This window comes from Micromonospora siamensis (assembly GCF_900090305.1).
Lineage (GTDB): Bacteria > Actinomycetota > Actinomycetes > Mycobacteriales > Micromonosporaceae > Micromonospora > Micromonospora siamensis.
In genome coordinates this window covers 5,808,920-5,822,572 of sequence record NZ_LT607751.1, presented here as the reverse complement: position 1 = coordinate 5,822,572, position 13,653 = coordinate 5,808,920, and the positions used below count along the sequence as shown (strand labels likewise).

At 73.5% G+C, this 13,653-nt stretch carries 11 protein-coding genes; 4 read left to right on the top strand and 7 right to left on the bottom strand.

Annotation, left to right across the window (positions count from 1 at the left end):
* Positions 1-66: 66 nt before the first annotated feature.
* The 3 genes from GA0074704_RS26585 to GA0074704_RS26575 all read left to right on the top strand — a co-directional run bounded on the left by GA0074704_RS26585 (position 67) and on the right by GA0074704_RS26575 (position 2,790).
* Positions 67-417, top strand: a complete 351-nt coding sequence (locus GA0074704_RS26585; RefSeq protein WP_088973009.1) for a S24/S26 family peptidase — start codon at positions 67-69, stop codon at positions 415-417.
* A 159-nt stretch (positions 418-576) separates the two neighbouring features.
* Positions 577-1,752, top strand: a complete 1,176-nt coding sequence (locus GA0074704_RS26580; RefSeq protein ID WP_088973008.1) for an NAD(P)-dependent malic enzyme — start codon at positions 577-579, stop codon at positions 1,750-1,752.
* Between the two features lie 84 nt (positions 1,753-1,836).
* A complete protein-coding gene (locus GA0074704_RS26575; protein ID WP_088974005.1) occupies positions 1,837-2,790 on the top strand; it encodes a zinc-binding dehydrogenase in 954 nt (317 codons plus the stop codon).
* 1 nt (position 2,791) lies between these two features.
* On the opposite strand, the gene GA0074704_RS26570 is transcribed toward GA0074704_RS26575, so the two are convergent.
* Genes GA0074704_RS26570 through GA0074704_RS26560 form a run of 3 tightly spaced genes read right to left on the bottom strand, consistent with a single transcriptional unit; the run spans position 2,792 to position 5,276 of the window.
* Positions 2,792-3,778, bottom strand: coding sequence for an alpha/beta hydrolase family protein (locus GA0074704_RS26570; RefSeq protein ID WP_088973007.1), 987 nt, complete (start codon positions 3,776-3,778; stop codon positions 2,792-2,794).
* Positions 3,779-3,824: 46 nt separating this feature from the next.
* Positions 3,825-4,358, bottom strand: a complete 534-nt coding sequence (locus tag GA0074704_RS26565) for a nucleotidyltransferase domain-containing protein (protein ID WP_088973006.1) — start codon at positions 4,356-4,358, stop codon at positions 3,825-3,827.
* A gap of 3 nt (positions 4,359-4,361) precedes the next feature.
* Complete coding sequence (locus GA0074704_RS26560) at positions 4,362-5,276, bottom strand: alpha/beta hydrolase family protein (protein WP_088974004.1); 915 nt, start codon at positions 5,274-5,276, stop codon at positions 4,362-4,364.
* A gap of 156 nt (positions 5,277-5,432) precedes the next feature.
* Between GA0074704_RS26560 and GA0074704_RS29120 the strand changes: the two genes are divergently transcribed.
* On the top strand, positions 5,433-5,600 hold the full coding sequence (locus tag GA0074704_RS29120; protein WP_172880793.1) for a hypothetical protein: 168 nt from the start codon (positions 5,433-5,435) through the stop codon (positions 5,598-5,600).
* Positions 5,601-6,262: 662 nt separating this feature from the next.
* Here the strand turns inward: GA0074704_RS29120 and GA0074704_RS26555 are convergent.
* From GA0074704_RS26555 to GA0074704_RS26540, 4 genes are all read right to left on the bottom strand, one after another.
* Entirely contained in the window at positions 6,263-7,387 is a 1,125-nt protein-coding gene (locus tag GA0074704_RS26555) for an acetate/propionate family kinase (protein ID WP_088973005.1), read from the bottom strand.
* Positions 7,384-9,459: a phosphate acetyltransferase gene (gene pta / locus GA0074704_RS26550; protein ID WP_088973004.1), complete on the bottom strand. Its 2,076-nt coding sequence runs from the start codon at positions 9,457-9,459 to the stop codon at positions 7,384-7,386. The genes GA0074704_RS26555 and pta overlap by 4 nt, the downstream gene beginning before the upstream one ends.
* Before the next feature lie 77 nt (positions 9,460-9,536).
* Positions 9,537-9,716, bottom strand: coding sequence for a DUF6104 family protein (locus tag GA0074704_RS26545; RefSeq protein WP_088973003.1), 180 nt, complete (start codon positions 9,714-9,716; stop codon positions 9,537-9,539).
* A gap of 76 nt (positions 9,717-9,792) precedes the next feature.
* Positions 9,793-13,539 (bottom strand): multifunctional oxoglutarate decarboxylase/oxoglutarate dehydrogenase thiamine pyrophosphate-binding subunit/dihydrolipoyllysine-residue succinyltransferase subunit, encoded by a 3,747-nt coding sequence (locus GA0074704_RS26540; RefSeq protein WP_088973002.1) that lies wholly within the window; start codon positions 13,537-13,539, stop codon positions 9,793-9,795.
* Positions 13,540-13,653 lie beyond the last annotated feature (114 nt).

The following is a 13,653-nucleotide window of genomic DNA, read 5'->3' as shown; positions in this document are numbered from 1 at the left end:
TTTGCGATGATCCAAGCTGACATTACTCCTGGACATGCTGCCCGGCGGCGTGGAGGTGAAACCCGGATGCGCCCCGACGAGGGACCCGCGCCGCCCCGGCTCCGCGGCCTCCTGGTGCCCGTGCTGGTCACCGGGCCGTCCATGGCGCCCACGCTGCGCCACGGCGACGCCGTCCTGGTCCGGCCGGGCGACCGGCGGGTACGCCCCGGCGACGTGGTGGTCGCCGTGTTCCGCAGCCGCCCCGGCCTCCTGGTGGTCAAGCGCGTCGACCGGCGCGACGGCGACGCCTGGTGGCTGCGCGGCGACAACGACCTGGTCACCGACGACTCCCGGGCGTACGGGCCGGCCGACGTGCACGGCCGGGTGGTGGCCCGGTGGTGGCCCCGGCCAGGGCGGGTACGGGCGACGCGGGGCTGACGCCGCCCTGACTTTATGACCCCGATCACATCGGGGCTCCGCGCGCGTCACTATGCTCGGAAAGTGCCCGGGTGACCCCCGCACCGCCTGCTCCCGCCCGCCGCTGAACCTCGCGCCGGGTCGGGCCGGTCCGTCTGCTCGACAGATCCTGGAGTCACCATGTCTTCGTCCGTCCCGGACCCCGCCGATCCCGTCTTCCGGTTGCACGTCGGCGGCAAGCTCGCCGTCGCCTCGACCGTCCCGCTGACCAGCCGGGAGGACCTCTCCCTCGCGTACACCCCGGGGGTGGCCCGGGTCTGCGAGGCGATCGCCGCCGACCCGGCCCTCGCCGACGACTACACCTGGGTGTCGCACACCGTCGCCGTGGTGACCGACGGGTCGGCCGTACTCGGGCTGGGCAACATCGGCCCGCGCGCCGCGCTGCCGGTGATGGAGGGCAAGGCGGTGCTGTTCAAGCAGTTCGCCGGCGTGGACGCCGTGCCGATCTGCCTGGACACCCAGGACGTGGACGAGATCGTGGCGACGGTGAAGGCGCTCGCCCCGTCGTTCGGTGGGATCAACCTGGAGGACATCAGCGCCCCGCGCTGCTTCGAGGTGGAACGCCGGCTCGACGACGAGCTGCCCATTCCGGTGTTCCACGACGACCAGCACGGCACCGCGATCGTGGTGCTGGCCGCGCTGCGCAACGCCGCCACCCTGCTCGACCGCAAGCTCGGCGACCTGCGGGTGGCGGTCAGCGGCGCCGGTGCGGCCGGCGTGGCGGTGACGAAGATGCTGATCGCCGGGGGCGTCAACCCGGGCCAGGTGGTGGTCTGCGACTCCAAGGGGATCATCGGCCGGCACCGGGAACTCACCGGCACCAAGGCCGAGCTGGCCGAGCTCACCAACGCCGAGGGCCGCCAGGGCGACGTCACCGAGGCGCTGCGCGGCGCGGACGTGCTGGTCGGGGTCTCCGGCGGCCGGATCCCCGAGGAAGCGGTCGCCGGGATGGCCCCCGGCGGCATCGTCTTCGCGCTGGCCAACCCCACCCCCGAGGTGCACCCCGAGGTGGCGGCCCGGCACGTCGCGGTGGTCGCCACCGGCCGCAGCGACTATCCCAACCAGATCAACAACGTGCTCGCCTTCCCGGGCGTGTTCCGCGGCGCGCTGGACGCCCGGGCCACCCGGATCACCGACGGGATGAAGGTGGCCGCCGCGGACGCCATCGCCGGGGTGGTCGACGGGGCGCTGAGCGCCGACGCGATCGTGCCCTCTCCGCTGGACCCGCGGGTCGCGCCCGCCGTGGCCGAGGCGGTCGCCGAGGCCGCCCGCCGCGACGGCGTCGCCCGCGCCTGAGGCGTACGGAGGGCCCCTTCCTGTCGTGTGTCACCGGGGAAGAGGCCCTTCTTAACGCCGGCTCGGCTTGTTACGGTGCGGATCATGCGTGCCGCCTATGCCTCGGCCTTCGACGCCGACAACCCGCTCGCCGCGCTCACCGTCGGCGAGCGGCCCGAGCCGACCCACCCGCAGGACGACTGGGTCACCGTGCAGGTGCGGGCCAGCTCGCTGAACCACCACGACCTGTGGTCGCTGCGCGGCGTCGGGCTCACCGGCGACCAGCTGCCGATGATCCTCGGCTGCGACGCGGTGGGGGAGGACCCGGAGGGCAACCACGTGGTGATCTACCCGGTGGTACCCACCCCGGGCGACCCGCGCGGGATGTCGATCCTCTCCGAGCACTTCCCCGGCACCTTCGCCGAGCGGGTGGCCGTACCCCGGATGAACCTGCTGCCGCTGCCGGCGGGCCTGTCGGTCACCGACGCGGCGTGCCTGCCCACGGCCTGGCTGACCGCGTGGCGGATGCTCACCACCAAGGGCCGGGCCGACGAGGCCGAGTCGGTCCTGGTGCAGGGCGCGGGCGGCGGCGTCGCCACCGCGGCCGTCGCGCTCGGCCACGCGTTGGGCAAGCGGGTGTACGCGACCAGCCGCGACGCCGCCAAGCGGGACCGGATCACCGAGCTGGGCGCGACCGCCCTGGAGCCGGGGGCGCGGCTGCCGGAGCGGGTCGACCTGGTGATCGAGACCGTCGGCGCGGCTACCTTCGACCACTCGCTGAAGTCGGCGGCCCCGGGGGCCCGGATCGTCGTCTCCGGGGCGACCGCCGGCCACGAGCCCAAGGTCAACCTGCGCCGGGTCTTCGCCATGCAGCTGGAGATCCTCGGCACCTCGATGGGCACGCCGGGGGAGTTGACCGAGCTGCTGGCGTTCTGCGCCGAGCACGAGGTGCGCCCGGTGGTGGACAGCGTGGTGCCGTTCAGCCGGGTCGAGGAGGCGTTCGCCCGGCTGAACTCCGGCGACGTCTTCGGCAAGGTGGTCATCGACCACAGCGTCTGAGTCAGAGGTGGTCGTCGAGGGTCGCCAGGTTGCCCTGGCGGGCCTCGGCGGGCATCCGGTCCTTCGCCGCCGTGTCGCCGTAGAGCGTCCAGCGGAGGAACTCGACGGTGGTGTCGGCGACCACCCGCAGCGCCGCGCCGTCGGTGAGCAGCGCCCGGCCGTGGTCGCCCTTCGTCAGGCTGAGCATGGCCTTCGGCCAGGGCACCGCGTCGTAGACGGCCTTGCCGGCGGCGTAGGCGACCACCTCGTCGGCGCGGCCGTGCACGAACAGCTGCGGGGCGGCTGCCCCGGCGAAGGCCGTACCGACGCCCAGCCCGGTGCCGGCGAAGACCACCCCGGCGTCCAGCCGCTCGTCACGGCCCGCGGTGAACAACCCGATGGTGGTCACCCCGCCGGCCGAGTGCCCGGCCGCGGCCACCCGGTCGGTGGCCAGCCGGCCGCGCAGCGGGTCGCCGGCGGCCCCGTCGAGGGCGAGCACCTTGGTCAGCGCGTACGACACGTCGGCCGGCTGGTTCAGCACGTCGAGCACGGTGCCGTCGGCGCCCTTGCGGGTGTGCGGGAAGGCCGGCGCGGCCACCACGAACCCGGCCGCCGCCCAGCGGGTCAGCAGCGCGGCGTAGTCGGCCGGCTCACCGCCGAGCCCGTGGCTGAACATCACCACCGGGAACCGCCCGGACGCCGCCGGGGCGGACCGCTCCGCCGACCCGCCGGCCGTGCCCCGGGCCGGGTACCAGATGGTCACCGGCAGGGGCCGGTCGCCGCCGCGGTTCAGCTTCAACTGGCGTACGCCGACGGCGAAGCTCCGGGTGGGGGCGTGCCCCTCTGCCACCCGAGGGGCCGGCACGGTGGGTGTCGTGGTGGCCGGCGGCGCGGCGGGTGCGGCGGGTGCGGCGGGACGCGGGGCGGGGGCGGGGTCGCCCGAGCAGCCGGCCAGCCCGACGGTCAGCAGGGCGACGGCGAGCAGGGCGCGGGTGAGGGGGCCGGGCATGACGTCGATTGTGCCTCGCCCCGCCGGCCGGCCGTCCCGGTTCGGCTCAGCCATCGGCGGCACCGGCGGCGCGTAGCCGGGCCAGGTCGGCGGCGTCCTTGGGCCGGCGCGGCCGGTCCGGCATCCAGACCGGGTACATCTCCTTGAACTCGATCTGCGCGGCCGGGGCGATCACCGGGGCGGCGAGCGCCCCGATCCGGCCCGGCGGGGCCGCCAGCATCCCGGCGGGCAGCGGTGTGCCCGCCCACGGTCCGCCGCCGACCACCAGCCGTCCGGTCGCGTTCCGGGCCAGGTAGGCGAAGCTCAGCTCGACGTCCTCGCGACGCAGTTCGAGCTGCCGGTCGACCGGGGTCGCCGGGTCCGGGCGCCAGCCGGCGTCGCCGAGCCGGGCGGCCAACCGCTCGGCGTCGTCCCGCCAGCAGTACCAGTCGACGTCCACGTGCGGCCGGGTCACCTCGCCGAGGTGGAAGTCCATCGCCCAGCCGCCGCGCAGCCACACCGGGATCCCGGCAGCCGCGGTGCGGCCCAGCACCTCACCGATCGCGGCCAGCTGCCGCCCGGTCAGCCCGTCGGTGTCCACGGCTCAGCGGGTCAGGCGGTCGTCGAAGGTGCTCACGCCGGCCCGGACGGCGTCGGCGGGCAGGCGTCGGCCGGCCGCCGGATCGTCGTAGAGGGTCCAGCGGAGGAAGTCGGTGGTGGTGGCGAGCACCTCGGCGAAGCCGGGTCGCCCCGGCGTCAGGTACTCGCCGTGCCCCTGCCCGACCAGGCGCAGGAACGCGGCCGGCCCGGGTGTGCGGTCGTACGCGGCCCGGCCGACCGACTCGGGCACGATCGGGTCGGTGCCGCCGTGCACGAAGAGCAGTGGCGCGGTGGGTCCGGCGAAGGCCCCGGCCAGGCCGCCGCCGGCGATCAGGATGCCGGAGCGCAGCCGTGGCGAGTGGCCGGAGGTGAACATCCCGGCGGTGGTGAAGCCGCCCGCGGAGTGCCCGCCCGCCGCGATCCGGTTCACGTCGAGGTGGCCGGCGAGCGGATCGTCCCGGCCGGCGTCCAGGCGGATCAGGTACCGGATCACCCGCCAGCCGTCGGCGGGCTGGTTGCGTACGTCGGCCCGGGTGAAGTGGGTCGCCCGCAGGTTGGTCCGGGGGTACGTCGGCGCGGCTACCACGAATCCGGCGGCGGCCCACCGGGTGGTCAGCGGGGCGTGCAGCTCGGGCAGGCTGCGCAGGCCGTGGCTGTAGACGATCGCCGGGAACCGTCCGGCCGCCGGACGCCCGCCCTCGCTCGGGTACCAGACGGTGAGCGGCAGTGGGCGGGGGCCGGTCGGGTCGACGGTCAGCTGCCGCGTACCGACCGGGTACGTCGTCCGCGGCGCGGACCGGACCGGCGCCAGGGCGATACCGCCCGTGGTGCCCGTGGTGCCGCTGGTGGCGGCGGTGGCCGGGCCACAGCCGGCCAGCAGCGCGGTCATCAACACGGCCGCCAGCCGTCGTGTCCCCACCTCGTCCACGGTAGAGGCGGCCGGGGCAGCCCGGCCCCACCGTCCGGACCGGGTCCGGCCACCACCCGGCCGGTTCGCCGCAACCGGCCGGACCGACCTCGGCGCGCCGGCCCCGAGCGCGGCGTGGAGTTCGACGGTCTTCGCTATCGTCACCGCATGTCTGAGAACTACACCGATCCGAGCGGCAACACCGAGCAGTTCCGTGCCTTCGCCCACACCCCCGAGGCCGCCGCCCCCGCGCCGTCCCGGCTGCCACTGATCATCGCCGCCGCCGTGGTGGTCGTCGTGCTCCTGGTCCTCGCCGCCTGGCTCGCCCTCTCCTGAGCCGACGCGGCCGGTCGCCGGGCCCTCCGCCTGCCGGCCTCCAGTGCGCGTGCCGGGCGCCCGACCTGGTGCGGGTACGTGCGGGTGTCGGCGTCCCCGCCTCGGGTGTCGGCGTCCCGCCTCGGGTGTCGGCGTCCCGCCCCCGGGCGCCGGCCCTTCGCCTTGTGCCGGGCGCGGCTGACCGGAATCCCGTGCACCTTCCAGCCGCCTCCGGGTGTGCCGTCGGGACGCTACAGACTTGAGAGCGTGAACGACTCAAGCCGCCGCGTGCGGAGCTGGACCCGACGGAACGACCGGTTCGCCCAGCCGACCTGAGTCCCATCGAGCACCGCCCAGCCTGGTCCCGCCGAGAGCGACCGGCGGTGAGTCGTCTGTGCTCTCAAGTCTGTAGTCACCGGAGGCGGCACCATGGCCGGTCGCCGGAGGCGGCACCATGGCCGGTCGCCGGTGGTGCCGCCATGGCCGGTCGCCGGTGGTGCCGCCATGGCCGGTCGAGTCAGGTGGCCCTCGACCTGGCCGTCAGCGGAGCCGGTCGACCGGGAGAGGAACCAGTCGACCCTCCGGCATGTCGACCCCGATCGGCCGGGCACAGCGGCACGTCGACCCCGATCGGCCGGGCGAGCGCGACAGCGGCCTGGCCGGCCGGGCCAGCGGGAGGTCGGTCAGGGGGCGGAGTCGAGGACCGCGCGGGCCTCCCGGGCGATCTCCCGTTCCTCGTCGGTGCCCACCACGCAGACCGTCACCTCCGCGCCCTCCGGCGAGATCAGCCGGTCGCCGCTGCCGGCGTTGTTGCGCTCCTCGTCGACGGCGATGCCGAGCCGGTCCAGCCCGGCCAGGGAAGCGGCCCGGACCGGCGCGGCGTGCTCGCCCACCCCGGCCGTGAAGGTGACCGCGTCGACCCGGCCGAGCAGCGCGTAGTACGCGCCGACGTACTCCCTGATCCGGCGGCAGTAGACGTCGAAGGCCAGCGCGGCGGCGGCGTCGCCGGCGGCCCGTCGTTCCAGCACCTCCCGCATGTCGTTGACGCCGGTCAGGCCGAGCAGGCCGCTGCGGTGGTTGAGCAGGTCGTCGATCTCGTCCACCCCCATCTTCGCCTCCCGGCGCAGGTGGAAGATCACGGTCGGGTCGAGGTCGCCGCTACGGGTGCCCATCACCAGCCCCTCCAGCGGGGACATCCCCATCGAGGTGGCGACGCTGCGTCCACCGGAGACCGCGCAGGCGCTCGCGCCGTTGCCCAGGTGCAGCGTGACGACGTTCAGCTCCGCGTCGGGACGGCCCAGCAGCTCGGCCGTGCGCCGGGAGACGTACGCGTGCGAGGTGCCGTGGAAGCCGTACCGGCGGATGTCGTAGCGGTGGGCGACGTCCCGGTCGATCGCGTAGACGGCGGCGGCCTCGGGCAGGGTGTGGTGGAACGCGGTGTCGAAGACCGCCACCTGAGGGACGTCCGGCAGGGCCTCCCGAGCCGCGACGATGCCGGCCAGGTTCGCCGGATTGTGCAGCGGGGCCAGCGGCACCAGCTCCTCGATGGCGGCGAAGACCGCGTCGTCGATCAGCACCGGCTCGCTGAACTTCCGGCCGCCGTGCACCACCCGGTGCCCGACGGCGCGCAGTCCGGTCAGGTCCAGCCGGCCCAGGATCTCCCGTACCGCCGCAGCGTGGTCCGGCGGCCCGCCGCCCGGCTCGCCGACCCGTTCCACGGTGCCCTTGTCGCGGACCTCCTCGCCGTCGAACAGCCGGTACTTCACCGACGACGACCCGCAGTTGAGCACCAGCACCCGGTCGGTCACGAACCCTCCTCCGGCGTCCCGGCCGCCTGGATGGCCGTGATCGCCACGGTGTTGACGATGTCGGGGACGGTCGCGCCCCGGGACAGGTCGTTGACCGGCCGCCGCAGGCCCTGCATCACCGGTCCGACGGCCACCGCCCCGGCCGACCGCTGGACGGCCTTGTAGGTGTTGTTGCCGGTGTTCAGGTCCGGGAAGATGAAGACCGTGGCCCGCCCTGCCACCGCGCTCTCCGGCAGCTTGGTGGCCGCCACCTGCGGGTCGATCGCGGCGTCGTACTGGATCGGACCCTCGACCAGCAGGTCGGGCCGGCGTTCCCGGACCAGCTTGGTGGCCGCGGCGACCTTCTCCACGTCCACACCGGCGCCCGAGTCCCCGGTCGAGTAGGACAGCATCGCCACCCTCGGCTCGATGCCGAACCGGGCGGCGGTGTCCGCCGACGAGATGGCGATGTCGGCCAGCTGGGCGGCGTCCGGGTCGGGGTTCACCGCGCAGTCGCCGTAGACCAGCACCCGGTCGGCCAGGAGCATGAAGAAGACGCTGGAGGCGACCGAGACGCCCGGCACCGTACGGATGATCTCGAACGCCGGGCGGATGGTGGCCGCCGTGGTGTGGGTGGCCCCGGAGACCATGCCGTCGGCCCGCCCGGTCGCCACCATCATGGTGCCGAAGTAGTTCGGCTGGGCGACGATGTCGTGCGCCAGCTCCGGGGTGACCCCCCGATGGGCGCGCAGCTCCGCGTACGCGGTGGCGAACTCGTCCCGCCATTCGCTGGTGGCCGGGTCGACCACCTGGGCGCCGCCGATGTCGATCCCCAGTTCCCGGGTACGCCGGGCGATGTCGTCGGGGCGGCCGAGCAGGGTCAGGTCGGCCACGCCCCGGCGGAGCAGGATCTCCGCGGCCCGCAGGATCCGCTCCTCGGACCCCTCGGGCAGCACCAGCCGGCGCCGGTCGGCCCGGGCCCGGTCGAGCAGGTCGTACTCGAACATCAGCGGGGTGACCCGCTCGGAGCGGCTGACCCGCAGCCGGCGGGCCAGGTCGACGGTGTCCACGTTCGCCTCGAAGGCGCCGAGCGCGGCGTCCACCTTGCGCGGGTTGGCGGTGCTGGGCCGGCCCTCGATCCGGCTGGACGCCTCCACCGTGTCGTAGCTGTCGCTGGGCACCGAGAGCACGGCGAGGCCGGTGTTCAACCCCTCCACCAGGCGCATCGCCCGGGGGTCCGGCTGTTCCCCGAGGGTGAGCACCAGGCCGGCCACCGACACCTGGCCGGCCACGTGCGCGGCGCTCGCGGCGACCAGCAGGTCGGCCCGGTCGCCGGGGGTGATCACCAGCGCCCCCTCGGTCAGGTGGTCGAGCAGGGTCGGCACGTGCGCCGCCCCCACCACGTAGTCGAGCACGTCCCGGCCCAGCGCCGCGTCGTCGCCGGCCAGCAGGGTGGCGCCGAGCGCGGTGGCCACCTCGGCCACCGTCGGCGCCGACACGGTGGGCACCTCCGGGATGGCGTACGCGGGCACCGGCAGCTCCGGCAGCGTCATCGCCCCCGGCACCCGGTTGGCGATCACCGCCAGCACAGTCGCGCCCAGGTCGACCAGGTCGTGGTACGCCCCGCGCGCCGCGGCCGCGATGGCCTCCGGGCGCTGCCCGAAGCCGTCGATCACCGGCACCACCACGCTGCCGAACTCGGTGGCCAGCCGGGCGTTGAAGGCCAGCTCGCGGGGGCCGGCGCCGTCCCCGCCGTCGGCGAAGTCGCTGCCGACCACCACCACGGCCGGGCAGCGGCGCTCCACGTCCCGGTAGCGCTCGACGATCCGGGAGATCAGTTCCTCCCGCCGCCCCTCGGCCACCAGCGCGGACGCCTCGGCGTAGCTGGCGCCGGAGAGGTCCTCCGGCGGCAGCTCGACCCGGTACCGCTCGGCGAGCAGGGCGAGGATCTGGTCGGGGGCGTGGTCGGAGACCAGCGGTCGGAACACGCCGATCCGGTCGACCTGCCGGGAGAGCAGCTCGGCGAGGCCGAGCGCGATGGTCGACTTTCCGCCGCCGGAGCCGACGCTGGTGAGGTACACGCTGCGCGCCACGACCCCACCCTAAGGGCCCGCGACGCGGCCCGCGCGGGACCTTGGTCCTGCCCGCCCGGGCCGTTGATCATGAACGACTACTCGTCGTCCTCGTCGTCCAGCCGGGCGAGCCAGGTGGCGAAGCGCTCGATCGGCGTCTCGAACTCCGGGTTCAGGTCGACGAAGTCGCGCAGCCGCTCACCCAGCCACTCCACGCTGACCTGCTCCTCCCCGCGCCGCTGGACCAGCTCCTCGATCCCACGATCCGTGAAGTACATCGGGTTCCTCTCGCTCTCGACGTGGACCGGCCCGCCACTCCTGCGCGGAGCGGCGGGCCGGGGTGGTGCCCTCAGGTCACGGGCGGGGAAGAGCCGCCTCGATCAGGGCGGTCTGCTCGACCTCGTGCATCTTCGCGGAGCCGACGGCCGGGGCCGCGGCGGCAGGGCGGGAGATGCGGCGCAGCCGCACCTCGGGCAGGTGCTCGAGCAGGTTGAGCGCCACGAAGCTCCAGCCACCCTGGTTGGCCGGCTCCTCCTGCACCCAGGCGAAGTCCTCCGCGTTCGGGTACTGCGCCAGGGCGGCCCGGACCTCCTCGACGGGCAGCGGGTAGAGCTGCTCCATCCGGAGGATCGCGGTGTCGGTGACGCCCCGCTCGGCCCGGGCCTGGAACAGGTCGTAGTAGACCTTGCCCGAGCAGAGCAGCACCCGCTTCACCTGCTCCGGCGCCGGGGCGGCGGTGTCGGCCAGGACCGGCTGGAACGTGCCGGTGGTGAAGTCCTCGACCGGGGAGACGCAGAGCTTGTGCCGCAGCAGCGACTTCGGCGTGAACACCACCAGCGGCTTGCGCTTCGGCGACAGGGCCTGGCGACGCAGCAGGTGGAAGTAGTTCGCCGGGGTGGTCGGGATGGCCACCCGCATGTTGTCCTCGGCGCAGAGCTGCAGGAAGCGCTCCGGGCGGCCGGAGGTGTGGTCCGGGCCCTGCCCCTCGTGGCCGTGCGGCAGCAGCAGGGTGACCGCGGAGCGCTGGCCCCACTTGACCTCGCCGGAGGAGATGAACTCGTCGATCACCGACTGGGCGCCGTTGACGAAGTCACCGAACTGGGCCTCCCAGGCGACCAGCGCGTTGACGTTCTCCACCGAGTAGCCGTACTCGAAGCCCATCGCCGCGTACTCGCTGAGCAGCGAGTCGTGGACGAAGAACCGGGAGCGCTCGCCGTCGGCGGTGAGGGACTGCAGCGGCAGGTAGTCGTCGCCGGTCTGCGAGTCGACCACCGAGGCGTGCCGCTGGACGAAGGTGCCCCGGCGGGAGTCCTGACCGGCGAGCCGGACGGTGACCCCGTCGTGCAGCAGGGCGCCGAAGGCGATGATCTCGCCGTACCCCCAGTCGATGTTGCCTTCGACGGACATCTTCGCCCGGCGGTCGAGCAGCTGCTGGATCCGCTTGTGCGGGGTGAAGCCCTCCGGCAGGTTGACGTGCGCCTCGCCGATCGCCTTGACCACGGCGGCGTCGGTCGCGGTCTGGACCTGCGGCTCCGGCTCGGCCTCGCGGCGTTGCCGGGCCGGCTGCTTCGGCGACGAGGCGGCGTCCCGGGTGGCCTTGAAGACCCGCTCCAGCTGCGCCTGGTAGTCGCGGAGCAGCTCCTCCGCGTCCTCCACGGTGATGTCGCCGCGACCGATCAGCTCCTCGGTGTAGAGCTTCCGGACCGACCGCTTCGAGTCGATGATCTTGTACATCTCCGGGTTGGACATCGAGGGGTCGTCGCCCTCGTTGTGCCCGCGCCGGCGGTAGCAGACCATGTCGATCACGACGTCCTTGTTGAACGCCTGACGGTATTCGAAGGCCAGCCGGGCGACACGGACCACGGCCTCGGGGTCGTCGCCGTTGACGTGGAAGATCGGCGCCTGGATCATCCGGGCCACGTCGGTGCTGTAGAGGCTGGACCGCGAGTATTCCGGGGCGGTGGTGAAGCCGACCTGGTTGTTGACCACCACGTGCACGGTGCCGCCGGTGCGGTAGCCGCGCAGCTGGGACAGGTTGAGCGTCTCGGCCACCACGCCCTGGCCGGCGAAGGCGGCGTCACCGTGCACCGCCAGCGGCAGCACGGTGTAGCCCTCCAGCTTGAGGTCGATCCGGTCCTGCTTGGCCCGGACGATGCCCTCCAGCACCGGGTCCACGGCCTCCAGGTGCGACGGGTTCGCCACCACCGACACCTTGACCGCGTGGTCGCCGTCCGGGGTGGTGAACTTGCCGTTCTGCCCGAGGTGGTACTTCACGTCGCCCGAGCCCTGCGTCGAGCGCGGGTCGAGGTGCCCCTCGAACTCGGAGAAGATCTTCTCGTACGGCTTGCCGACGATGTTGGCCAGCACGTTGAGCCGGCCGCGGTGGGCCATGCCGATGACGACCTCGTCCAGGCCGCCCTCGGCGGAGGACTCCAGGATCTCGCCCAGCAGCGGGATCAGCGACTCGCCGCCCTCCAGCGAGAAGCGCTTCTGGCCGACGTACTTGGTCTGCAGGAAGGTCTCGAACGCCTCGGCGGCGTTGAGCCGGTTGAGCACGTGCTTCTGCTCTTCCGGGTTGGGCTTCTCGTACTTGCGCTCGATCCGCTCCTGGATCCAGCGCCGCTCCTCCGGGTCCTGGATGTGCATGTACTCGATGCCCACCCGCCGGCAGTACGAGTCGCGCAGCACGCCGAGGATGTCGCGCAGCTTCATCCGCTGCTTGCCGGCGAAGCCGTTGACCGGGAAGGTCCGGTCCAGGTCCCACAGGGTCAGCCCGTGCTGGAGGACGTCCAGGTCGGGGTGCTTGCGGATCTTGAACTCGAGCGGGTCGGTGTCGGCCATCAGGTGACCGCGCACCCGGTAGGCGTGGATCAGCTCGTGCACCCGGGCGGTCTTGTTGATCTGGCCCTCGGAGTTGACCGCCACGTCCTGCATCCAGCGCACCGGCTCGTACGGGATACGCAGCGAGGTGAAGATCTGGTCGTAGAAGCCGTTGCCGCCGAGCAGCAGCTCGTGCATGACCTTGAGGAACTCGCCGGACTGCGCGCCCTGGATGATCCGGTGGTCGTACGTGCTGGTCAGCGTGATGATCTTGCTGACGGCCAGGTCGGCCAGGGTGGCCTCGCTCATGCCCTGGTACGGAGCCGGGTATTCCATGGCGCCGACGCCGATGATGGCGCTCTGCCCGGTCATCAGGCGCGGGATCGAGTGCACCGTGCCGATGCCGCCCGGGTTGGTCAGCGAGATGGTGGTGCCGGAGTAGTCCTCCATGGTCAGCTCGTTGCGGCGGGCCCGCCGGACCACGTCCTCGTACGCCTGCCAGAACTGCCGGAAGTCCATCTGCTCGCAGGCCTTGATGGAGGGCACCACCAGGTTGCGGGAGCCGTCCGGCTTGGCCAGGTCGATGGCGATGCCCAGGTTGACGTGCTCCGGGCGGACCATCGCCGGCTTGCCGTCGACCTCGGCGAAGGAGTTGTTCATCTCCGGGTGCTCGACCAGCGCCCGGACCATCGCGTACCCGACGAGGTGGGTGAAGCTGACCTTGCCACCGCGGCCGCGGGCCAGGTGGTTGTTGATCACGATGCGGTTGTCGACCAGCAGCTTCGCCGGGACGGCGCGCACGCTCGTCGCGGTCGGCACGGCCAGCGACGCGTCCATGTTCTGGACGATCTTGGCGGCGACACCGCGCAGCGGGGTGGTCCCCGCGGCGGGCTTGGCGGCCGGCGCCTTGGCCGCGGCGGGCTTCGCCGGGGCGGGCTTGGCCGCCGGAGCCGGCTTGGCGGCGGGCTTGGCGGGGGCGGGCTTGGCGGGGGCGGCCTTGGCGGCCGGGGCGGGCTTCGCCGCGGCCGGCTGCTGGGTGACGGTGGCGACCGCCTCCTGCTGCTCGGCCGGCTCCGGCTGCGGCGCCGGGGCGGCGGGCTTCTCCGCCGGCTGCGCCGGGGCGGCCCCCGGCGCGGGGCGGTAGTCCGCGAAGAAGTCGTGCCAGGCCGAATCGACGCTGGTGGGGTCGTTGAGGTAGCGCTGGTACATCTCCTCGACGACCCACTCGTTCGGGCCGAAACCCGCCAGTGGGTTCTCCTGCGAAGTCTGCTGGGTCGACACGGCCGGTAATCGCCTCTTTCACGCGGGTTCGTTGTCACGCGGTGCGTCGTCGTCGGCCCGGATTCGGGCACACGGGACGGGTCCCAGGCTACGCCGTGGACCAGCGCCAGGCAT

What these genes read in the sequence shown, in the direction of transcription:
- GA0074704_RS26585 (WP_088973009.1), top strand. Translation starts at nt 67, where the DNA reads ATGCGCCCCGACGAGGGACCCGCGCCGCCCCGGCTCCGCGGCCTCCTG.
- GA0074704_RS26580 (WP_088973008.1), top strand. Translation starts at nt 577, where the DNA reads ATGTCTTCGTCCGTCCCGGACCCCGCCGATCCCGTCTTCCGGTTGCAC.
- GA0074704_RS26575 (WP_088974005.1), top strand. Translation starts at nt 1,837, where the DNA reads ATGCGTGCCGCCTATGCCTCGGCCTTCGACGCCGACAACCCGCTCGCC.
- GA0074704_RS26570 (WP_088973007.1), bottom strand. Translation starts at nt 3,778, where the DNA reads ATGCCCGGCCCCCTCACCCGCGCCCTGCTCGCCGTCGCCCTGCTGACC.
- GA0074704_RS29120 (WP_172880793.1), top strand. Translation starts at nt 5,433, where the DNA reads ATGTCTGAGAACTACACCGATCCGAGCGGCAACACCGAGCAGTTCCGT.
- GA0074704_RS26545 (WP_088973003.1), bottom strand. Translation starts at nt 9,716, where the DNA reads ATGTACTTCACGGATCGTGGGATCGAGGAGCTGGTCCAGCGGCGCGGG.